The organism is Paenibacillus sp. GYB003 (assembly GCF_036577625.1).
Taxonomy (GTDB): Bacteria; Bacillota; Bacilli; order Paenibacillales; family NBRC-103111; genus Paenibacillus_AB.
In genome coordinates this window covers 32,795-55,575 of record NZ_JARBDC010000031.1, presented here as the reverse complement: position 1 = coordinate 55,575, position 22,781 = coordinate 32,795, and the positions used below count along the sequence as shown (strand labels likewise).

Genomic DNA, 22,781 nt, shown 5'->3' with positions numbered 1-22,781 from the left:
CGGTTTGACTAGTGCAAAATCAAACCGTTCCGGCTCTGCCTCCATGCTCTCAAACGGAGAAAAGTACCAATTCCCCGAACGAAATGACAATCGGGAAGTCAAAAAAAACGATTGCGATCATAAAGCTTTTTGCCGCCGTTCTCCTTATGATGATAAAGAATCGAAGCGCAAGGAACGGTCGGCCCGGCGAATTGGCAGCGCTTCCGGAACGCCGAACGTCTCGGGCGCGTTTCGGCTCGAAACCTTAAAGCGGAGGAGATGTCATTGATGGACGAGCAGCGGAAAACGGAGAAAAACGAAGAGGCGGCCGAAACAACGCCAGCAGGCATGATCAGCAGAAGAAAAATGATCGCTTCGCTCGGACTGGCCGGGGCCGCGGCGATCGGCACGTCGCTCGGAATCGCTTACGGCCAGGATACGGGTGTCGTGACGGGGGCGGTTTACGGCAAGAAGACAAAGCCGAAGGAGTTGATGGAGACGGATTTTTGCGTCGCCTCGACGATTGCCGGACTGAGGGCCGAAACGAGTCCGGAAGCGAGCTTCGTCTACTACGTCGCCGATCGCGGGCATGAAGGATTTTTTACTTACGATCCGGCCGATACGACTACGGCCGACAATTTGGGCACGGTGCTGGTGTCGGCGTCGGGGGCCCGGTTCAAGCGCATAGTGGACACGGAATTCATCAGCGTCAAATGGTTCGGGGCGAAGGGCGACGGCGTCACCGACGATTTCAAGGCGATCCAGGACGCGATCAACGCCGTGTTCGCGATGGGCGGCGGCACCGTCTTTTTTCCGAAAGGCACGTATATCGTTTCCCCTTACTTGAACAAATGGATCACGCTCCGAAACAACGTCAATTTGCAGGGCGAAGGGATATCCTCCGTCATTAAAGTGAAGGACAACGCAGGCGATTATTTCACGATCTTCTACGGCAGCAGCGGCGCTCCGCTGAAAAACGTGCGCATCAGCAAGCTGCGGTTCGACCAAAACCCGCAAAACAACCAGACGTGCTACATCGATCTCGATCGGAAGGATACCGTTTATTTTTATCAGTTTTGCATTATTTCGTATCGGTATGAAAACGTATTCATCGATAACGTGCAGTTCGATCCGACATGCGGCGTCAACTCGGTTTCGCTCAACAGCGACACCGGCAAGCTCGCTTCGATTACGGATTGCTACTTCAATTTCGTCATGGCCCGGGGGAACGGCACGTACGACAATTCCGCCATATACTTGAACGGCCGCAACCATACGGTATCCAACTGTTTCTTCTACGCCGCTCCCGGACAAAAAGCGCGGGGCGCGATCGAAACGCATTTGGGGCAAAGCGTCATTTCGAACAACGTCGTGGACGGCTACTATACGGGCGTCAATTTGCAGGCCGGCAACAGCGCCGACGGACGCTGCGACATGACGGTGACGAACAATACGATCAGCAACGCCAATCAAGGCATCCAGATCGGGCCTTACAACGCCAATCCGGTGAAAAACGTAACCGTCGCCGGCAATACGATCACCTTGACGAACAAGGTGCATAAGCGTAACTTGACGACCGGCATTTCGAGCGCGGCATGGTCGAACGTCAAGACGCAGTTCGAAAACATTACGGTCGCGAACAATACGATCGTGTTCCAGGAGGAGTTCGATTTCCGCACGGAGCTGCAAAGCAACGCATACGGCATCGGCTTTACCCACGATTCCGATTTGTCGAACGTGGTCATCACCGGCAACGTCATCAAAAACGCGCCGATAACCGGCATTTTCATCGGAAGCTTCCGCAATATCGGAGTCGTTTCCAACGTGCAAATTACGGACAACGTCATCGTCAACGCCGGACACTATCCGACGCCGGCCGAGTCGTACCGGGCCGGCATCCTGGTGCGGTCGACGGTGAACGGCGCGCAAATCGCCGGCAACCTGATCTCGGATACGTACGATGCGTGCCGAGGCCTCTATTCGATTCGCGCCAGCGACACGGACGGCACGTTTACGGACGTGACGGTCGACGACAACGTGATCCGCACGAAGCAGGGCGGGCTTTGGCTGTTCCTCGGCCAATCGGTCGCGACCGACCCGCTGCGCAAATTCGTCAAGTTCGCCGCCGCCTATCCGCCGGCATCCGGTACGTTCAACCAGGGCGATACGGTATGGATCACCTCCGCGAACGTGACGGACGGCAAAACGCCGGCCGGATTCAAAGTCGTTTCGACCGGAACGGCCGGGACGCTGTCCGGCGTAACGGGTACGGGAACCGCCGGCAAAACGGCGTTGACGGTAAACGACGCCTCCTCCCTTCGCTCGGACCAATGGATCCGCATCGCAACCGGGGATCAAGTGCGGCGAATCGTTCGGATTTCCGGCAACGAGGTGCGGTTGAACGCGGCGCTGACCGTCGACGTTCCGTCTCCGAGCGCCATCGGCTACGTCAGTCCGGTGCTGAAGCCGTTCGGCCGGATCGGCGATCTCGGCGCGATCGCGGATACGAGCAGCGCGACGCTGTCCGAGCTGGAGGCGGAAGTGAACAAGCTGAAGCAAGCGATGCGGCAATTCGGCATTTTCTCGGAAAATCCTTCATAAACGGCCGCGCGTTCGGGCATGTTAAATGCTGGCTTTTCGAATTCGGAGCCGGCATGCCAAACGCGGGAGGTTCGTTGCGATGAACATCGAAGATCAAATGTTGGAGCGGCTGGAGCAGGTGCTCGATCCCGAAGTCGGGGTCAATATCGTCGACCTCGGGCTCGTCTATGACGTCAAGGTGGACGAGGCCGGCAAGGCGACCGTCGAGATGACGCTCACCATTCCGGAATGTCCGCTTGCGGACCAAATCGTCGAAGACGTGAAAACGGCGGCGAAGGAGACGCCGGGCGTGAAGGACGTAGACGTTCGGCTCGTCTGGGAGCCGAAATGGACGCCGGCCAAAATGAACGACAAAGCCCGCGAAGAAATCCGGGCGCGTCACGCCATGGCGCCGTAGAGTCCGGCCGCCCGAACGGGCGGTGCGGCGGCGCGCCGAGGGTGTTTGCTCGCTGTGGGTGGTTGCAGCGGGTGCTTGCTGAGGCATCGCTTCAATGGGCGCGCGGTTCTTCGCGAACAGGCTGTCCGGTCTTGGGCCGGCGGCCTGTTTTTATTTGCGGCGGTCGAGGTTCGCGGTTATGCGCGCGAATTTTATACCGAATCGAATCGGACTCGACGGCGCTTCGCGAAACCGTCGCAAAGAGAGCGGCCCGCCCTCGGACCGCTCGCAGTGAAACCGCTTGTACAAGTTAGTCTATCCGCAGCCCGCTCTAAAAGAGCTGCTGCCGTCTCATCCGCAGCGGCCGCGTGAAGCCGCTGCCGCTACCGATCCGCAACGGCCGCCGCCGGAGCGGCATTGCCGCCTTGCACGGCTCGCCGCGCCGACGGCCTGCGTACGCGTTTTCGCATTCGCCCGCCGCGCCTTCCGTCATCGTCCGGACGATTCCAGCCCGCGCATATAGCGGACGTACCGCGGGAACGCCTCCTCCGGCTCTTCCAGCCCGGGATGCCAATGCTTCTCCCATTCGAACGTATACCATCCGTCGTATCCGCCGGCTTGCAGCACCGAATAAATGTCGCCAAACGGCACGTCGCCTTCGCCCATGAACCGGTACGTAAACTTCCCGGCCGTATCGGCATCGGGCAGCGAATCTTTCCAGTGCGTGTACTCGATGCGCGGACCGAGCACCTCCCACGTGCGCTCCGGCCGCTCCCCGAACATCCGGTACGGGTGATGCACGTCCCACAAAATCCCTACCGTGTCCGCGGAAGTCCCTTCGAGCAGCGCGAGCGCGTCCTCGCAGCGCGTCCAGTCGTCGTGCGTCTCCACAATCAGCTTTACGCCGGTTCCGCGCAGGATCGCGTCCGCGCGGGACAGCAGCTCGGACGCGGCGGCGATCCCTTCCGCCCGCGATTTCCCGTTCAGCTTGCCGCCGAACGCGCGAATATAACGGGCGCCGAATTTCCCGCACAGCTCGGCGTACCGCTCGAGCTCCTCGATGTTTTGCGCCTCCCGTTCCTTGATCGCGAGCGTGATCGAGCTGGAAAAGCAGGTGACCGCGAGCCCCGCCTCCTCGAACCGGCGGCGCGTCTGCGCCCAATCGGCGGCGAACGGCTGCAGCTCGAATACGTTCATATGTCCTTGAAGCCCGCGAAAGTCGACGCCGTCGAAGCCGTATTCGGCCGCTCTCGCTGCGATCGTCTCCAAATCCCACCGCGGACAGCCCAGCGTCGTAAAAGACAGTTTCATTCCGGTTCCTCCTCCCGAATGTTCGGCGCGGCCGCAAGCCAAGCGCCGAAAGCGCAGCCGTTCGGCAGCTTTCGCCCGGCTTCGCCGCATGGCAAAAACCCGCCTGCCCGTCGAAACGATAAGCAGGCGGGCCCGATGTCACGCCTGGCCTTTGATCGGCTCCAGCGGCTTGGCATTGCCGTACGTATGGCGGACGCCGTGTCTCGGAGCGGCCCAGCGGACCGCGTTGCCGATGACGCGCAGCACGTCCTTGTTATAGTACGTCGGATACGTTTCGTGGCCCGGACGGAAGTAAAACACTTTCCCGTTGCCGCGATGGTACGTACAGCCGCTGCGGAACACTTCCCCGCCCTCGAACCAGCTGATGAACACGAGCTCGTCCGGAGCCGGGATGTCGAAATGCTCCCCGTACATTTCTTCATGCTCGATTTCGAAATATTGGCCGAGCCCTTCGGCGATCGGATGGGCCGGGTCGACGACCCAGATGCGCTCCTTGTCGCCCTGCTCGCGCCATTTCAGATCGCAGCTCGTCCCCATCAGCTTTTTGAAAATTTTCGAAAAATGGCCGGAATGCAGCACGATCAGCCCCATTCCTTTCAGAACGCGGTCGTGCACCCGGTTTACGATCTCGTCGGAGACGTCTTTGTGGGCGCGATGCCCCCACCAGATCAGGACGTCGGTATCGTTCAGCACGTCCTCGGTCAGCCCGTGCTCCGGCTGCTCCAGCGTGGCGGTGCGGATTTGCAGCTCTTCCGAAGCGATCCCGTCCGCAATCGCCCCGTGGATGCCTTTCGGATAAATGCCGGCGATTTTTTCGTTTACTTTCTCGTGCACGTTTTCGTTCCATACGGTCACTCGAATCACAGTCAGTCAGCTCCCTTTCTTATTCGTTTCGTTCGCTCCGTCGGGTCGCATTCTTGCTGTCGGACATGCTTGGACAAAAAGTTCACGCCAATATGGCTTGTTTATGTAACCCGCGTTAATTCGCGGAGATCCATACGAAAAACAGCACGATCATGATCGTCTGCAACACGAGCTTGACGAACGTGCTCGACAAAAAACCGACGAGGGCGCCGATGCCGGCCCGGGTCGCCTGCCGCATATCGGCGCCGGCGATCAGCTCGCCGATCCACGCTCCGAGAAACGGGCCGACGAGCAGCCCGACGCCGGGAATGACGAACGGACCGGCCAATAGGCCGATCGTGCTGCCGACGACCGAGGCGCGGGAGCCGCCGAACTTTTTCACGCCCCAGGCGTTCACGATGTAATCGGCGACGAGGATGGCGGCGACGACGGACGTTTGCAGCAGCCAAAACCAAAACCCGAATTCGCCGAAGCCGAAAAACAGCCCGTAGACGAAAAAGGCGCCGTATACCGCCAAGACGCCCGGCAATATCGGAAAAATCGCTCCCGCCATGCCGACGGCGAACAGCGCGATAACGAGTATCCAGCCGAGGATATCCATCCGATTCCCTCCCTAAGGCGCGGCCCGGTCAGCCTGCCAGCACGTGCTCGCGGATGATGCGCGCGACCGCATGCTCGTCGTTCGTGACGGTGACGAGGTCGGCCGCTTCCTTGAGCGCGTCCTGGGCGTTGCCCATCGCCACGCCGAGACCGGCTTCGCGAATCATCGACATGTCGTTCAAGCTGTCGCCCATCGCCACCACCTCGGACATGCCGATGCCGAGCAGCCGGCACACTTCGGCGATTCCGCTCGCCTTCGTAATTCCGCTCGGGTTGATTTCCAGATTGTGCGGGTGCGAGTTCGTAATTTCGTACCGGTTTTGCTCCCGCAGCCAGCCGAGTATTTGCTCGCGGGCTTCGTCGTTGTCCGTAAAGTAGCCGAATTTCAGCCAGCGGTAACCGTTCAGATCGTCGGTCCACGTTTCCTTGTTGAACACGCCCTCGACCGCGTACGCCCAAAACCAGGTGTCGTGGCGAACGGCCATTTCGTGCATGGCGCGGATCGCTTCGACGTCGAGCTCGTGGCGCCGGATCAGCTCTCTCGGCGCCTTGTATACCTCGCCGCCGTTGACCGCCACGATCGGCGACGTAAGGCCCAGCTTGTCCGTATACGGATATACGTTCTGAACGCCGCGTCCGGTCGAAAGCATGACGGTCACTCCGGCATCGAGCGCCTTGAACATCCAGTCCCGGTTTTCCTCCGATACTTCATGCTCGCTGTTCAGCAGCGTGCCGTCCATGTCCAGCGCGATCAATTTGTAACGACCCATATGGCTTCTCTCACTCCTTGTTCTCTGTATCGACGTTCCCGACGGGCCGGCGCGGCAGTTACGCCCCTCCGCTCGCGGCGCGGCTGAAGCCTTTCTCTTCCTGCAAATAGGCGGCATGCCACATCGCGAATATGTACACCGCCCACAGCGTCCGCGAGTAGTCGCCCTGCCCGTCCCGGTGCCGCTTCAGCATCCGCTCCACCTCGGCAAGATGCAGCACGTGGCCGATGCCGGAAGCGCGAATTTGCTCAAGCAGCTCGACGCCGCGCGCCCCTTTCAGCCAGTCGCGCAATGGAACGGGGAAGCCGAGCTTCGGCCGGTTCAATATAAAATCCGGAATGATGCCTTCCATCGCCTTCCGGAAAATATATTTCGTCGTCCCGCCGCCCAGCCGGTATTGAACGGGCACGGTGCGGGCGAATTCGAACAGCTCCTTGTCGAGAAACGGAACGCGCAGCTCGAGCGAATGCGCCATCGTCATTTTGTCCGCCTTCATCAAAATATCGCCCGGCAGCCACAAATTCATGTCGATATACTGCATGCGCGTCACCGGATCGAGATGCTTCGTCTTGTCGTAGTACCGTCCGGCGATCGTCCACGGATTCGGGTAATCGCCGAGCAGCCGCGGGTCGCACCGGACGAGCGCTTTTTTTGCGTCCTCGCCGAGCAGCTTGGCGTTGCCGAGGAACCGCTCCTCGAGCGGCGTCGTCGCCCGCAGCAAATAGCCGCGGCCGGTAAAGCCTCCCGGCAGCAGGCGGGCGGCTCGATGCAGCAGCCGCTTCATCGGCAGCGGCAGCCAGGCGAGCGGTCTCAGCGCGAGCGGCTCGCGATAAATGCGGTAGCCGCCGAACAGCTCGTCCGCGCCTTCGCCCGACAGCACGACCGTCACATGCTCGCGGGCAAGCTGCGCGACATGGTACAGGGCGATCGCCGACGGGTCGGCGACGGGCTCGTCCTGATGCCATACCGCTTTCGGCACCGAGTCGAAAAAGTCTCGCTCGGTGATAATTTTCGCATGGTGGCTCGTCCCGAGCGCGGCCGCCGTCTCCTTGGCGATGACCGTCTCGTTGTTCGGCCCTTCGAAGCCGACCGAGAACGTGCGGATCGGCTCGATCGCGCGCATATGGGCGGCGATCGCCGTCGAGTCGATGCCGCTGGACAAAAAGCAGCCGCGCTCCACGTCGCTGTGCATATGGTGAATGACCGAATCTTTCAGCCGCTCCCGCAGCTCCTCGACCATATCGCCGAACGGCCGCTGCGCGGGCTCGAACATCGGGTCCCAATACCGGTTCAGCTTGACGCTTCCGTCCGGCGTTACCGTAATCGTATGCGCCGGCGGAAGCTTCCGGATGTCCTCGAACATCGTGTTCGGTTCGGGAACGTACTGGAACGTCAAATATTGCAGCAGGCTCTCTTCCGCCAGTCGGGCGTCCGTTCCGCCGGCGAGCAGGCTTTTGATTTCCGAGCCGAACATGAACCGTTTCCCGTCATGGGCGTAATAGAACGGCTTGATGCCGAAATGGTCGCGCGCCCCGAACAGCTTCCGGCGCTTGCGATCCCAGATGACGAAGCCGAACATGCCGCGCAGCCGGCTCACGCAATCTTCGCCGTATTCCTCGTACAAATGGACGATGACCTCGGTGTCCGTATGCGTGCGGAATCGGTGCCCCTTCGCCAGCAGCATCTCGCGAAGCGACTTGTAATTGTATATTTCGCCGTTGAAGACGATCCAGACCGTGTCGTCCTCGTTGCTGAGCGGCTGGTGTCCTTCCTTCAAGTCGATGATCGACAGCCTCCGAAACCCGAGCCCGATGCCGGGATCGGTCCATACGCCCGCATCGTCCGGGCCGCGGTGGCGGATGACGTCCATCATCGCGTACAGCGCAGCTTCGGAAACGTCCCGATTGTCAAAGTACATCACGCCGGTTATGCCGCACATAAGAGATAGTCCTTCCTTCTATGGCAATATGCTGGTTTCAGAATCTGCGCGACGAAGCGACAGGTGAATTTTTATTCCATGTCCGATTCCGTCAAGGAATTGCCTCTCCACCGCTCTTGTAGCAAACGTTCCTCCATCGGTTGATGAATAAAAATTCACTCGAATCGATCGCCGGACAAACCTCGCAGCCTGACTAACTAGTAATCAAGTATACCACACATTGGTGCGAGGATTAACATCGCGCCGAAAAGAAAACGGACGGCGGTCCCCCGACGATTGCGGCAAAGCTCCTACCGGCTGTCTTCGTCGTCCGTCGCTTTTTCCGGTTTCCAGACATACCGGGTAACGAATCGAGCAAACGTTACCGGAGCCGAATGCGGGGGTGTGGATCGGTTTACGAACTTCGCTATCGCTATTGCCGGCATATCGGATCGTTTTTCTTCCATTTGGGGCTGGATAGCGATGTCCGGATTCGTTAGCCCGAAAAAACGTTCGTTTTTCCGCCGATAAGCATACTACGATTCGTTGTCGCCGTTCGCTTTAACGCTAAAAAAATCCCTCTTGGGCAAGCAGCGAAACATTCCGCCGCCGTTTGCCCGCAAGGGATGAATCGAAAAGCCATCGAAGCCGCCGACTAATTCCCCGGCGTCGCCCGAACCGGTTCGGCGTATTCGCCTTCGCCGGTATCCGGACGGACGGCCGCGACCGTATATGTATACGGCTGTCCGCCCGCAAGCCCTTCGTCCGTGTACGTTGTGCCGGTCAGCCCCGAAGCGATTCGGTCAAACCGGTTCGTAACGGGATCGAGCCGGTACACGTTGTACGATTGCGCATCCGGCAAAGCGTCCCAATCCAGCTTCACCGACTGGGCCAAAGGATTCGCGGCGAAGGAGGACGGCGCAGGCAAGCCGTGGACGCCGACCTGAATATGGTCCCAATACAGGCTCGTTTCCGCCGAGAACGTCGTCAAGGCGCCGATCGAACCGAGGCTGGCGGGAGCGGTCCAGCCCGTGCCGAAATAAAACGGGATCGTACCGGCATGCTGCCCGTTCACGTACACCGATGCCGTCACGTTCGGCACGTCGACGACGGCCTTCAATCGGTACCAGCGGTTCGTGTCGAACGTATGATTCGCAGGCAGCGCGTAATATTTGCCGTCCGAAGCCCGGTACGAGAAGCAGGGCTTCGTCGTACAGCCGATGCCGTTGTACACGAGCAATTCCACGTACGCTCTGGCGGCCGCGGCATCCATCACTTTCAAGGCGCGCACCGGCGCCACCTTGGCGGGAAGCATGAAGTCCGCTTCCGCGATAAACGTTCCGGACTGAGGCTTGAACGGCGCATGCCCTTCCGTCGGATTCGCGGACCTGTCGTACAGCTCGACCGCGCGACTCGACCCGTTGCCGACGGATCCCGGCGGAACCGGAGAGACAACGAGACGATTCGTCTCCGTTTCCGTCGTCGATCTCATCTGCGGAGGCGTCAGCGAGCCGACGGGAGACCGCTCGAAATCTTCACGGATCAAATACGTAATCGGATCGGTGCCGAGCAGCGAGCCGTTCGCTTCGTCGGACGGAAACACGCTCTCCCCGTGCGCATTTACGCTATGGACCACATAAAAATAATTGATTCCCGGCTGCAAGCTCGCATCCGTATAGGAGGCGTAAACCGCGGAGCCGACCGTTTCGTACGGCCCGCCTTTCAGCAAGCCGCGCTTAACCGTATAACCGACGGCCCCGTCGACCGGCTGCCAGCTCAAACGGACGTCGGACGCCGATCGGGACGCCTCCAGTTTTTCCGGCGCCGCCGGTACGGGCGGAAACTCGGTAAAGGCGACGTTCGAAAACGCCGACGCATTGTATGTGAGCCTCGGCGTCGCTTCCTGAGCCGGATCGGCGGCCAGACCGATGTATACGGCGCCTTCGACGAAATCCATTTCCTTGATTTTCGTCCACCTGCTGCCGTCATCCGAAATAAACGCGGCGACTTTGTCGTCGAATCGGGACAATCGGACCCAGTACGGCAACTTGACGCGAAGCTCGCTTGGCTCGATCCGGGCGATTCCCCGGTTTTCGGCGCGCTCGAACACGACCGGATTGTACTCCTGCGCGTTCAGATCGAGTGCGATCATCGCCATCCGCGAAAACGGGGTCAGCTGTTTGCGGATCATTATGCCCGCTTTCGCCTGCTCGTTCGTATGCGTAATCGAATCGACGCGGGCGATCAGCTCGCCGTTGCCTTGAAGGTGCCGGTACATGTAATGAAACGCATCGCTTTCGCCCCGGATGGAGCCGGCGCTTTTCACCGAATATACGTCGCCGGTCACGTCCGAATGCCCGGGGATGGCGACGGGTCCGATATCGACCGACGACCAAGGCGAGGCGGTGCCGGAGTAGTTGATATAAATCGGATGGGCCGACGTGCCCGTCGCCGTGCCGCTGTTGTCGACCGCCCGGGCCGTCATGCTGTGCGTCCCTTCCGGAACGTTCGTCCACGTGAACGTGTACGGCGCTTGCGCCGTTTCCCCCAGCTTGACGTCGTCGGCATAAAATTCGACCTTTCGGATCGTCCCGTCGGGGTCGGACGCTTCCGCTTCGATCATGACGGTTCCGCCGGCCGTATGGAGCGAATGCATGGACGGGCTCAGCAGACGGACCTCCGGATTTTTCGTTCCGGTCGGCGCGATCGAGTTCAAATAGTGCTCCAGGTTTGTATAGCCGTCTGCATCGATATCGCCGTTCCGGTCGGCGCTATCGGCCGGATCGAGGCCGGCGGCGATTTCCCACTGATCCGGCATGCCGTCATGGTCGCTGTCGGCCGGCGGGGCCGCGCTCTCAAGCGTCCCGTATCCGCCGACCTCGCGCTGCGAGTCGATTTGATGGCCGAGCCGGTTTCTCGTTTCGGCGACGATGCGGGCTTCGCTCGCATCCCGTTTCGGGATGGTCGCCCCTGCGTTGTTCAGCACGAGCTCGTACGCTTCCTCCGCGGTATGCGTCGTAACGCTCGTAGCCGGATAAGCGCCGGAACGGGCGATTTCCGCGGTCGACAAAACGACGCCGGGGCCCGGATTCCGCACCCCGAGCGTATTGTCGGCCGTCAAGTCGGGGGAGCCCTCCATCGTATTGCCGTGAATGTAGGCGGTCGAATTGTCGCCCCCGGTGAAGAAAAAGGTTTTGCGGTCTTCCCGGGTCGACCGGCCCCATTTGTAGTAGTTGTTGACCATGTTGAAGTCGAGCCCTTGCCCGCTGTGGCTCGTATTCGTGCCCCAATCATAAATGACGTTATTGCGCAGATCGATAAGCCGGTCGCTCGGATACGGCGGCTCCAAATAGCTCATAAAGCGCGGATTGCGGTCGCTGTTGTGCACGATCAAATTGTGATGGTAGCTTGCGGAGCTTCCCCATATTCCCCCGAAGCCGTGAAACCCTTTCGAATGAACCGAGTTGCCGAGCGCCTCGCCGACGATCGACCATTGAATCGTTAAACTTTCGTTCGGATAGGCGGACAGCACCTCGTCGACGCCCCACAGAAACGAGCAGTGGTCGATGACGATGTTCGAGCTGTTGCCGATATAGAACGTATCGGTTTCCAGCCGGTTCATGTCCCCGAGCCGGAAGCGCATATGGCGCATAATGATGTTATCCGCATTCGCAATCCGCACGTTGTTGCCGATAATCGCGATGCCGTCGCCCGGCGCGGTCTGGCCGGCGATCGTCAAATTCGAGCTTTTGATCTCCAGCATCGACTTCAGTTCGATAAAGCCCGACACGCGGAAAACGATCGTGCGGTTCCCCGCGCTGACCGCGTCCCGGAACGAACCGGGGCCGCTATCGTTCAAATTCGTCACCTCGTACACATCGCCGCCGCGTCCGCCTGTCGCGTACATGCCGAAGCCTTCCGCCCCGGGAAAAGCCGGGATCGCGCCGTCCGCGTAAGCGGTTCCATGTCCCGGCGCAAGCAGGACGGCAATGAACGCGAGTAACGCGGCAAGCCATGCGCCGGGCGCAATTCGATACCGTTTCCAACCCATTTCTCGTTTCCTCCTTTGTTGTGGTTTCGCATGGCCCAATCCGCTCTCCGGTTTCGTATCGCTTTTCTTTAGTAATCGATTTCTATATGGCGGTGAAGGAATACGATTTCATAAGGAGTTTGGTCTTTATCATTCCACACTTAAATACGTTCCCTTCACGAAATCAATTATACGTATTCTTTAATCAAGGTTCAATCGATTTTTGAAAGGGGGAGGCGCAAACCGAACAATACGGAGCGTTACGGACACCCCCGAAACAACTGCGCCGATGTTCCCGCCGGCAACGGCAAAAACAAAAAAGGCGGGAACCGTGTCCCCGCCCGCCTCAAAACTTTATTAAAAACATATATCGCCGCAATTCGGAATGCGACCGCGTTTTACGCGACATTTTTTAAACGCATCAGTCCAAACGGACTTCCCGGCCGGTTTGGGCGGATTCGTAAATCGCGCTCAAAATTTTGATCATATCGACGCCTTGCTCCGGCGTGAAGATCGGCTTGGCGCGGCCGAAGACGACGTCGACGAAATGATTGATGTTCACTTTGTGCCCGCCGGCGTCTTTCGGCAGCTGCGGCACGATGTTGCACAGCGTTCCGTCGATTTCGGTAAACAGCTTCAAGTCGTCGTTAAACAGGTTGAAGCCGGCTTTCGTGCCGCGAAGCTCGACGAACCGCCCCTCGGACTCGACATTGGACGCCCAGCTGAATTCGATCTGCAGCGACGCGCCGTTGTCGAAGCGGATGAAGCCCGTCGCCAAATCTTCGACGTCGAACGTGCCGTTCTCCTGCTTGTTGCCGAACGCGCTGTGGACCGAGTCGGACAGCTCGCTGCCCGCGAATTTCGTATAAACGGAGCCGCTGACGGCTACCGGCTTCGGATTGCCCATAATCCAGATGGCCAGGTCGATCATATGAACGCCGAGGTCGATCAGCGGACCGCCTCCGGACAGCTCCTTCGTCGTAAACCAGCCACCTTTGCCGGGAATGCCCCGGCGGCGCAGCCAGCCGCACCGGCCGGTATACACTTCGCCCATGTGGCCGTTTTCCACGTACGACCGCAAAAACTGCGACACCGGGCGGTACCGGTTGTTGCGCATGACCATCAGCACTTTGCCGCTCGCTTTGGCCGCCTCGGCCATTTTAACCGCTTCGTCCGGATTGATCGCGTCCGGCTTCTCGCAGAAGACGTGCTTGCCCGCCCGCAGCGCGGCGACGGACACTTCCGAATGGTACAGGTTCGGCGTGCACACGTTGATGACGTCGATATCGTCCCGAGCGATCACGTCGCGGTAGTCGTCGTACACGTCTTTGATGCCGTGCTCGTCGGCGATTTTTTGCGCTCCGGCCTTATACGCGTCGCATACGGCGACGATTTCCGCTTCCGGATTCGCCTGCCATGCCGGCAAATGGATGCTTCTGAAAATATTGCCCGTTCCTACGGCAGCCACTCTCAGCTTGTTCACTTCCGTTTTCCCCCGCTTCTGAATTTTGCAACCGTATCCATTATGCGCCCATTCGCCTTCATTGACAAGCCGTATCGGCCAAGCTTCATCATACCTTCACACGGGCGTCGGCTCATTCCTCCGCGGCCGCCTGCCGCGGGACGGGACGCTTTTTGCTCCGCCATTTGCGTTTGATCAGCAAAAAAGCGGTCAGCAGACAAGCGACGCCCAGTAAAATATAGGTAAGATAGCCGTGTACCATCCCTTCCGCCGCCCGGCCGTAAAAATAAAACAAGGCGCCCACGGCGTAAAACTTCACCGCGCGGCCGATCGCGGCATATCCGATCAGTCGCCAAAGCGAAAAACCGAGGCAGCCCGACAAAATCGTAAACACCTTAAACGGAATCGGCGTAAACGATCCGATGAAAATCGCCGCTTCCCCGTTTCGGTTGAACATTTGCGTAGCGGAGTCGACCCAGCTTTTTTTGAGCAATTTGTGGAGAACGGAGGCTCCCAGGCTCCGCCCGAGCCAATACCCGACGGGCGTGCCGAGCAAGCAGGCGACATAGCCGGCCGTGGCGATCCATAAAGCCGAGGAAGGATCGAGCAGGCCGAGCGACATTTGCAGAAAAAAGGCCGGAATCGGAAAAATGACGGCATCGAGAAACGAATGGATCACCATGCCCCATACGCCGAAGTTTTGCAGAACATCCATCGTCTCTTGAAACATTGCGCAGGCACCCCTAGTTTCAGCTGAACAGTCCATAGATTCACAATAACGGTCATCCGTTTCCCGCGAAACGAACTTAAGCCGCAATCGTTCCACGACCATAGACCAGCTAGGCCGCCGGCCTCGCCATGCGTTCCGAGAAGGACCGTATCGGAAGAAGGCGAGTTCCGCGCCGGAGTCCCGCTTCGCGTTCATGAAAAAATTCTCGTGAATGTAACGGAAAAATGTGTAATAATATTAGGTAAGCGTTTCCAAGGCAGTTGACGACACCATAACCAATTGAATCGGGAGGGTCTTCGTTGAAAAAACTTCGCGTGTTTTCATCCGTAGCACTCGTTTCAGCCATCATGGTACCTATCGTCGCTTGCAGTCAAAACCAGCCGTCGACGGCGCCCCCTGCGTCCGACAGCGCCAAAACGGCCGGCGAATACAAAGGGGGGCCCGCGGAGCTCCTCGCCCTCGATGTCAGCACCGGCATGACGGACGAACAATTCAAACTGTTTTTTGTCGATCCGATTAAAGCCAAGTACCCTCAGATCAATCTCGTGAAAGCGACCGACAATCTGGACAAACTGCTTGCCGCGGGAACGCCTCCCGATCTCGTTTTGGTCAGCAACCCCGGACTCGCAACTCTCCTCGAAGCCGATATCCCCGAAGATTTGAACGCCATGATCAAAACGTACGGCATCAACCTCGGCCAAATGGAGCCGACCGTCGTCCAGCAAATGCAGAAGCTCGGCGACCAAAAAGCGTTTTACGGCATGCCGTTTGCGATGAACTACGGCGCCATGGTCTACAATCAGGACATTTTCGACAAGTTCGGCGTCGCCTACCCGAAAGAAGGCTTGACCTACGAAGAGCTGCTCGAGCTCGGCAAGAAGCTGACCCGCACGGACGGCGGCACCAATTTTATCGGCGTCATGCCTCCCGACTTGAGGCAGATGTACTGGCAGTACGGCGTCCCCGTCTTCGATAAGGCGTCGGGCAAGGCGGTTTTGACGACGGACCGGCATGCCCAGGTGTTCGCGCTGCTGAGGCAGTTTTACGCGATCCCCGGCTATTTGAACAACGGCAACCACAGCCATTCCACGGACTTGTTTTTCAAGGAGCAGCGGATGGCCATGTACCCGAACTGGATTGCCGCCATCAATACTTATTTCTCGAGAGCCGGAACGAAAGATTCGTTCAAATGGGATCTGACCACTCACCCCAGATACAGCGACAAGCCGGGCTTCGGAAAAGAGGTCGATTTCCATATGGTCGTCGTCAACAAATCGAGCAAATATCGGGAAGCGGCGTATCAGGTATTGCTTAGTCTGCTCAGCCAAGAGGTCCAAACGAAATTAAGCAAAGCCGGACGGTTATCCGTCTTGAAAAACGACGAAATTCGCAACGTATACGGCTCCGACAGCGACGTATATAAAGGGAAAAACTTGCAGTCCATCTTTAAAGTGTCGCCTTCGCCATTGCCGGAAGCATCCAAATACGACCCGAAAATCAACTCCCTGCTCACCGGAGAAGTCGTCAAAAACGTGATGGTGAACGGAACGGATATCAATTCGGCGCTGCGCGCCGCGGAAGATAAAGCGAACAAAGAGATCGTCATTCCGTAACGACCGTTGCGGAGCGATGCGAAAAGGCTGCCGGCGGCTCGACGATCGGCGGTCTTTTTTGCGCTGCGCTTGATTCGCTCCCGCCGCCGCTCCATTGCAGAAATTGGCTATCCGCAGGAAAAAAATGACCGATGCCGGTTCGCCAAGTATGACATACTTACCCGTAAGCGTTTGCAACTAGTTGGGCGATTATCGGGAGGGGTTCCTATGAAAAACAGATTTCGCAAAGCGGCTTTACTGTTATGCGCGGCGTCGACGGCGACCGCGTTGGCGGCCTGCAGCCAGGGGCCGGCCAAACAAACGACGGCGACGGACAGCTCGGCTCCGAAGCCGAACGCCAGCGAATACAAGGGCGGGCCGGCCGAGCTGCTCGTACTGGACGTCAATACCGGAACGACGGACGAGCAGTTCCAGAAATTTTTCGTCGAGCCGGTCAAAGCCAAATTTCCTCAGATCAATCTCGTCAAGACGGCCGATACGCTCGACAAGCTGCTCGCCGCGGGAACGCCTCCCGACCTCGTCCTCGTCAGCAACGCTTCGCTGGCGACGATTCTCGAGGCCGACATTCCGGAAGATTTGACGCAAATGATCAAAACGTACGGCGTCAACCTGAATCAGATGGAACAGGCGGTCGTGCAGCAAATGCAGAAGCTCGGCGACCAAAAGGCGTTTTACGGCTTGCCGTTTTATATGAATTACGGCGCCATGGTGTATAACAAGGACATGTTCGACAAGTTCGGCGTTCCTTATCCGAAGCCGTCGATGACGTACGAGGAGCTGCTCGAGCTGGGCAAAAGGCTGACCCGGACGGACGGAAGCACGAACTATATCGGCGTCATGCCGCCCGACTTGCGGCAAATGTATTGGCAGTACGGCGTCCCCGTGTTCGATAGGGCGAAAGGGAAAGCGTCGCTCACGTCCGACAAGCATGTGCAGGTGTTTTCGCTGCTGAAGCAGTTTTATTCGATTCCCGGCTATTTGCAGAACGGCAACCACAGCCATTCCGTCGACTTGTTTTTCAAGGAGCAGCGGATGGCGATGTACCCGAACTGGGTGGCCGCGATGATTACGTTTTTCACCCGGGCGGGGACGAAGGACGCCTTCAATTGGGACGTGACCGCCCATCCGAGCTATAGCGACCGGCCCGGCCTCGGGAAGGAAGTCGACTTCGCGATCGCCGTCGTCAACAAATCGAGCAAATACCGGGAAGCGGCGTACCAGGTGCTGCTCAGCCTGCTCAGCGTCGACGTCCAGACGAAGCAGAGCAAAGCCGGACGGTTATCCGTGCTGAAAAACGACGACATTCGCAAGGTGTACGGCTCGGACAGCGACATTTACAAAGGGAAAGATTTGCAGGCCATCTTCAAAGTGACGCCGTCGCCTCTGCCCGACGCCTCCAAATACGACCCGAAAATCAACTCGCTGTTGATCGGCGAGACGGTCAAAAGCGTCATGGTCGGCGGCACCGACATCAATACGGCGCTGCGCAGCGTGGAAGACAAGGCGAATAAAGAAATCGTCATCCCGTAGACGGGATCGGCATTCGTAAAGCTTCAACGCCGGTTCGTCTCGTCTCGTCCGGTCTCGTCCGGTCTCGTCTGGTCTCGTCTCACGGCTCTAACGAACCGAGGTAGTCTTAACGGGCCCGATTTCAATCATCGTTCGCTCTAAGGAACCGGAGTAACGTTATTGGGCTCGCCAGGCGTCCAATCGCAGTCATTTTCGCCGAATAAGGATTGCACGATTCGTTACGCTCGAAAATCGTCCGTTTTGCCGTCAATAACGGTTGTACGATTCGTTGGCACCCGTCGGTCGGGACGGCAGGAAAAAAGCCCCTCATCTTTCGATGAGGGACTTTTTGGCGTGCGCGACGAATCGCGTATGATTCCGTTAGCACGTACAGCCGTTACAAGCCGCGCAAGCGGTCGTCAGTTCATAAACCCGACGTGCTGCAGCATCCGCTTCAGCATGACGGCGACTTGCGCCCGCGACGCCTGCTCGGCCGGCGCGAATCGGCCATCGTCCACGCCGTTCATCAGTCCCGCCTGCACCACTTGCGAAACGGCCGCTTCCGCCCAATCGGACACGCTCGCCCGATCGGCGAACCGCGTCAAAACGTCGGCTTGGCCGCCGCCCTTCTTGCCGGTCATGGCAAGCGCGCGGGCGATCATCAGCGCCATCTGCTCGCGGGTGACCGGCTCGTCCGGACGGAACTGCCGGTCGTCCGTGCCGCTGACGAGCCCTTTGTCGGCCGCTGCCGCAACCGCTCCCGCGAACCAGGCGCCCTCCGGCACGTCGGCAAACCGGGCGCCGCCCGATTTCGCGTCGGCGATGCCGAGGGAGCGAACGAGCAGTGCGGCGAACTCCGCGCGCGTAATCGACCGGTCCGGCATAAACGCGTCGGCTGTCGCGCCCCGGACGATCAGCTTGGACGCCAGCAGCTCGATGTCCGCTTTCGCCCAATGTCCCTGCAGGTCGGCGAACGTCCTAGGCTTCGTTTCCGCCACGGCGTATACGCTGTTGCCTTGACGCATCATGCGCACTTCCGTCCGGCCGTTCGTTGTCGCGAACACGGCGGGTACGAAGTGCATCTCGCCGGTAACCGGATCGATCCGCACGGCCGTCGCCCGCGACGACTCGACCGTCTGCGTCAGCGTAAACGAGCGGGTGACGAACGTGCTGCCGAAATCGTTCACGCTATCCTGCTTGCCGCCCGAACCGACCGTTATCGTGAACTCGACGGGCGCCGTCAGCAGCGTAACTCCGTCCCGCTCCGCCCGGGACGTGATTTGCCGCGCGGCGGCTCCGGTCACTTGCTCCATCGTCACCGTAATGTGCACGTCTTTCGGATCGATGCCGAGCCGACCGGCGATCGCTTGAACGTCGAACAGACCGACGGGCAAGTCGTACGCAACGCCGCCTTTTTTGATGGTGACGATCGAATCGGCCGAAGCAGATGCCGCGTTTGCAAGCGCGCCCGCCGGAATGCGCACTTTGGCGTTTTCCGCATCCTTCAGATCGACGACCGCTTTGTTCGGCTGCGGGCTTTGCTTGAACGCCTCCGCCAGCTTCGCCGCGTCCAGCTCGGCCACGGCGTACGTTTTGCCGTTCGCCGACTCGCTTCTCGTTTCGGGGACGTAGCTGCCCGAAGCGGCAGGCTGCTGCGGCGTCGAAGGCGAGCCCCCTCCCCCGACCGGTCCGGCCGCTCCCGGGGTCCCCGTGCCGGGATTACCCGTACCGGGGCTGCCCGTTCCCGGATTGCCGGTTCCCGGGTTCCCGGTGCCGGGATTGCCGGTACCGGGATTTTCCGTGCCGGGGTTGCCCGTACCCGGATTCTCGGTTCCCGGGTTTCCGGTACCGGGGTTTTCCGTTCCCGGGTTGCCGGTCCCCGGATTTTCGGTGCCGGGATTACCGATTCCACCGCCATCAGGTATTGAAAAGGTTTTGACCAAACGTGTGCTTTCCAAATATCCCTCCTTCGTGATCGTTACATAGATCAATCTCGATCTGTTTTCGAAAGAAGATATTTTGATCGTAACTGATTGTCCATCGGAAACCCGAGCTGCGATCGGATATGGGATCGTATCGTTCGCGAAAACTTTGATCGTATCGCCGGCTGTCAGTCCGTTTACGGAAATTGCCACTAGCTTTTCGAGTGGATCATATACGGCCGAAACTTGCCAAGATTGGAGTGTGTCGCTATACTTTTTGTCGTAAATCGGCGTCGTTGTCGGGACGCTTTCCTCCGACCCGTTCCACGCATAGATGCCGAGCTGCGCAGCGTTTTGCGGAATTCGCGTATTCATCGGGATATGCGCAATGCCGAACGCTTTGGACTTGGCGCTCAAAATGCCGCCGACCTTTTTCCCGTCCCGGTCCAAAAAATAAACGTTGTAGCCCGAAATTCCCCATGACTCGCTCCATTGCAAGACCCCGCCGATTTCGCCGACGTCCCCGTCCTCGTCGCCGAACGCAAGGTAACCGGAATTCGGCAGCGTCGCATTCGTCGGTATTTGTTCCGGAATGCTTGCGGAAACATCGTCGGATATCGGGGCCATGAACATGCGGGGATCGTCCATCGGCCATTCGCCGAACCGATTTACCGGCATGACGCCAATAAACGAAGCTTGAGCCGGAATATCGGCGATATCGAACTTCATCTCGTACGGGTATGTGTCGCGGTCCGCTTCGAATACGTTCGACTCCAGCATGTTCATCGTTTCCCCGAAAAACAGCGCGCGATAGTTGACGATGCCAGTCTCCTCCGAATCGGGGGTCCACGTCAATTTCGGTTCGATCGCGCCGCGATTCGGATTCTCGTCGACGAACCGCACTCGTGCCGGCTTCGCATACGGAGCATCCCACAAGGAACGGATCAGCCCCGTTGCGCTTTCGCCGTGCTCGTTTTTGGCGAATACGCCGATTTTGGCCGCGCCATCGGGAATTGCCGTATGATCGTTCATAAACGGCAGGTAATCGCCGAACGACCCGAATTCTTTCCGGAAGTCCGCTGTCGACGTTTCCAATATCGGCCGGATGCGTTCGTCGTTTTCGTTCAAAAAGTAGGCGATATAGGAAGCTACGCTGCCGCTCCAGCCGTAAGGATGCAGCCACTGCAGACGTCCTCCGGCATATCCCGCTTCCGGATCGGTGTCGAGGAAAAAGACGACGCCTCCCCATCCGACGTCCGCAGGCGCTCCGGGTGCTCCGACGGCGGCCGAAACCGGCTCGTCCGCGACGTTGTCGGCGATCGAAAAGTAATATTCCTTGCTGTCATAAGAACCGTCTTTCCGCTTGATTTTCACCACGACGTGTTTGGCCGAGCCGTCCGCCGGCTTGCCGAGCGACAGCGTCTGTCTGTCCGTCGTTTTGTTCAACGCGGCCGTGCCGGCTTTTTTCGGTAACGGTTGACCGAACGAGTCGGCATAATAAGCTTCCAATGCGGCATATTTCGGATTCGGTCTCGTTTCCTTCCAGACCATCTGCAGATCGATCGTTCCTCTGAGCGGATTCGCATCCTCGATATGCAAATTATCGATACCGGCCGAGTAGTCGAACACCGAATCGGAGATCGGAAACGACGTATAGCGCTCGCTTTCTCCGAAGCCGTTTCTCGAATAGATGGCGAAACCGGCGGCGTTATCCGGCAGAACGGTGCCTTTCGGAATTTGGTACTCCCTGGCTGCGGTTTTCGGGACGACGGCAATTGCGGAACCGATCTTATTTCCCGCGTCGTCCATATAATAGACGACATAGTCGTCGATATAACGCTCGTCCGCCGCCATGCTCCAAGTAAGAATGCCGGCGATCGTTCCCCAATAGAAATCGTTGTCGAAAAAAGACGGGTATCGCGCAAGCGAAACCGGAATGCGGCCGGCCGGATTTTCCAGCTTGAGCGAGTCGAGCGAATCGTACTTTCGAAGCTGTTTCAGGTCGGTATAATAAACGAACATGCTGCCGCCGCTGCGGACGTGCAAAAAGCTCGCCTGGTCGTATTCCGACACTAAAGCGCCCGTTTGCCGATCGTACACCGCTTTATCGGCGAACCGGTAGATCGAATCGGCATAAATCGCAAAGCCTTCGTTCCCGCCGATAATTTGCAAGTCCGCGGCCGAAACCGACAACATCCCCCAATAAATCGTATCGCCGAATTTTACCGGGTCGCCGCCGTAAAACAACAAGCCGGGATTGCTCGCCGCAACCTCGCCGGTCGAAGGATCCAGCTTGAACGTACCTGCGTCCGTGCCTACATAAAGAGCAGGTTCCGCCGGGTCGTTCCAAACGAAATGCGACTGCGCTTGTTCATGCCCCGGAATCGTCATTTTGTCGTCCGTACCGGAGCGCATGTCGAGCTTGCGCAGCTCGCCGGCATCGGTGTAGTAAATAAAGCTTCCGCCAACGGCGAAGCGGCTCGGCGCCTTGGCCGAAGCTACTTGATACACGTTGCCCTTAACCGACGTTCCGTACGCCGTATCGACAACCGATATTTTTTTCTCGTCGGGCAAAGAGATGTACAGGTTGCCTTCCGCGTACTTGATGTCCGACGGCCGCGAATGCAGCGTCACGTCGCGTTTGACCGTAAAATCGGCCGTGTCGATGTACAGCAGCTTTCTCCCTGCGTTGCTGACCGCGTACAAGTAACGGCCGTCGGGACTCGAAGCCCATTTCGTAACGTCCTGCGAAAACGAAATACGGTCCCCGGAAACTTCATAAACAAACCCGGAAACCGACGCGCCAGCCGATTGCGCCTCCATTTCCGGCCTCGCTTGCTCCGCGCCCCATGCGCCGGCCGGCAAACATAATGCGAATAATAGACTGATTGCGGTTACCGCGGTAATCCATTTGCGAACTGCGAGCGATAATGCCAAGTCGTCCCCTCCATGTACGGATTGCTGTAAGTAACTTCCCATTCATCTGTACTTTTCAAATGTTTGCTTTCCGACCTCCCAAGTCTAGAAATGGTTTGTTTTTCCTATTCGTATAGTAGCAGAAGAGAAACGAGATTAATGGCGTTTTTTGTCGATTTA

The 22,781-nt window shown here is 58.5% G+C and carries 13 protein-coding genes; 4 read left to right on the top strand and 9 right to left on the bottom strand.

Annotated elements, in window-relative coordinates:
* Positions 1–267: 267 nt before the first annotated feature.
* Positions 268–2,580, top strand: coding sequence for a glycosyl hydrolase family 28-related protein (locus tag PV407_RS10750; protein WP_332089916.1), 2,313 nt, complete (start codon positions 268–270; stop codon positions 2,578–2,580).
* 79 nt (positions 2,581–2,659) lie between these two features.
* Entirely contained in the window at positions 2,660–2,977 is a 318-nt protein-coding gene (locus tag PV407_RS10745) for a metal-sulfur cluster assembly factor (protein ID WP_332089915.1), read from the top strand.
* A 468-nt stretch (positions 2,978–3,445) separates the two neighbouring features.
* Here PV407_RS10745 and PV407_RS10740 read toward each other — a convergent pair whose 3' ends face one another.
* The 8 genes from PV407_RS10740 to PV407_RS10705 all read right to left on the bottom strand — a co-directional run bounded on the left by PV407_RS10740 (position 3,446) and on the right by PV407_RS10705 (position 14,641).
* Positions 3,446–4,267: a sugar phosphate isomerase/epimerase family protein gene (locus PV407_RS10740; protein WP_332089914.1), complete on the bottom strand. Its 822-nt coding sequence runs from the start codon at positions 4,265–4,267 to the stop codon at positions 3,446–3,448.
* A 138-nt stretch (positions 4,268–4,405) separates the two neighbouring features.
* Positions 4,406–5,131 carry a ThuA domain-containing protein gene (locus PV407_RS10735; protein ID WP_332089913.1) on the bottom strand — a complete coding sequence of 242 codons (726 nt, stop codon included), beginning with the start codon at positions 5,129–5,131 and terminating at the stop codon, positions 4,406–4,408.
* Between the two features lie 115 nt (positions 5,132–5,246).
* On the bottom strand, positions 5,247–5,732 hold the full coding sequence (locus PV407_RS10730; RefSeq protein ID WP_332089912.1) for a DUF456 domain-containing protein: 486 nt from the start codon (positions 5,730–5,732) through the stop codon (positions 5,247–5,249).
* A 28-nt stretch (positions 5,733–5,760) separates the two neighbouring features.
* Positions 5,761–6,501, bottom strand: coding sequence for a Cof-type HAD-IIB family hydrolase (locus PV407_RS10725; protein ID WP_332089911.1), 741 nt, complete (start codon positions 6,499–6,501; stop codon positions 5,761–5,763).
* Between the two features lie 58 nt (positions 6,502–6,559).
* On the bottom strand, positions 6,560–8,440 hold the full coding sequence (asnB, locus tag PV407_RS10720; protein ID WP_332089910.1) for an asparagine synthase (glutamine-hydrolyzing): 1,881 nt from the start codon (positions 8,438–8,440) through the stop codon (positions 6,560–6,562).
* A gap of 634 nt (positions 8,441–9,074) precedes the next feature.
* Complete coding sequence (locus PV407_RS10715) at positions 9,075–12,470, bottom strand: Ig-like domain-containing protein (protein WP_332089909.1); 3,396 nt, start codon at positions 12,468–12,470, stop codon at positions 9,075–9,077.
* 400 nt (positions 12,471–12,870) lie between these two features.
* A complete protein-coding gene (locus PV407_RS10710) occupies positions 12,871–13,932 on the bottom strand; it encodes a Gfo/Idh/MocA family protein (protein ID WP_332089908.1) in 1,062 nt (353 codons plus the stop codon).
* 112 nt (positions 13,933–14,044) lie between these two features.
* Positions 14,045–14,641 (bottom strand): YqaA family protein, encoded by a 597-nt coding sequence (locus PV407_RS10705; RefSeq protein WP_332089907.1) that lies wholly within the window; start codon positions 14,639–14,641, stop codon positions 14,045–14,047.
* Between the two features lie 299 nt (positions 14,642–14,940).
* Here PV407_RS10705 and PV407_RS10700 point away from each other — a divergent pair, with 299 nt between their 5' ends.
* On the top strand, positions 14,941–16,254 hold the full coding sequence (locus PV407_RS10700; protein ID WP_332089906.1) for an ABC transporter substrate-binding protein: 1,314 nt from the start codon (positions 14,941–14,943) through the stop codon (positions 16,252–16,254).
* Between the two features lie 207 nt (positions 16,255–16,461).
* Entirely contained in the window at positions 16,462–17,784 is a 1,323-nt protein-coding gene (locus PV407_RS10695) for an extracellular solute-binding protein (RefSeq protein ID WP_332089905.1), read from the top strand.
* 398 nt (positions 17,785–18,182) lie between these two features.
* Here PV407_RS10695 and PV407_RS10690 read toward each other — a convergent pair whose 3' ends face one another.
* The gene (locus tag PV407_RS10690; protein ID WP_332089904.1) at positions 18,183–22,622 is read right to left on the bottom strand and encodes an S-layer homology domain-containing protein; all 4,440 of its coding nucleotides are present in this window, start codon (positions 22,620–22,622) and stop codon (positions 18,183–18,185) included.
* Positions 22,623–22,781 lie beyond the last annotated feature (159 nt).

Bases quoted from the DNA above. Each gene is read 5' to 3' on its own strand.
- PV407_RS10750 (WP_332089916.1), top strand. From the start codon at position 268: ATGGACGAGCAGCGGAAAACGGAGAAAAACGAAGAGGCGGCCGAAACA.
- PV407_RS10745 (WP_332089915.1), top strand. From the start codon at position 2,660: ATGAACATCGAAGATCAAATGTTGGAGCGGCTGGAGCAGGTGCTCGAT.
- PV407_RS10740 (WP_332089914.1), bottom strand. From the start codon at position 4,267: ATGAAACTGTCTTTTACGACGCTGGGCTGTCCGCGGTGGGATTTGGAG.
- PV407_RS10730 (WP_332089912.1), bottom strand. From the start codon at position 5,732: ATGGATATCCTCGGCTGGATACTCGTTATCGCGCTGTTCGCCGTCGGC.
- PV407_RS10725 (WP_332089911.1), bottom strand. From the start codon at position 6,501: ATGGGTCGTTACAAATTGATCGCGCTGGACATGGACGGCACGCTGCTG.
- asnB (WP_332089910.1), bottom strand. From the start codon at position 8,440: ATGTGCGGCATAACCGGCGTGATGTACTTTGACAATCGGGACGTTTCC.
- PV407_RS10715 (WP_332089909.1), bottom strand. From the start codon at position 12,470: ATGGGTTGGAAACGGTATCGAATTGCGCCCGGCGCATGGCTTGCCGCG.
- PV407_RS10705 (WP_332089907.1), bottom strand. From the start codon at position 14,641: ATGTTTCAAGAGACGATGGATGTTCTGCAAAACTTCGGCGTATGGGGC.
- PV407_RS10695 (WP_332089905.1), top strand. From the start codon at position 16,462: ATGAAAAACAGATTTCGCAAAGCGGCTTTACTGTTATGCGCGGCGTCG.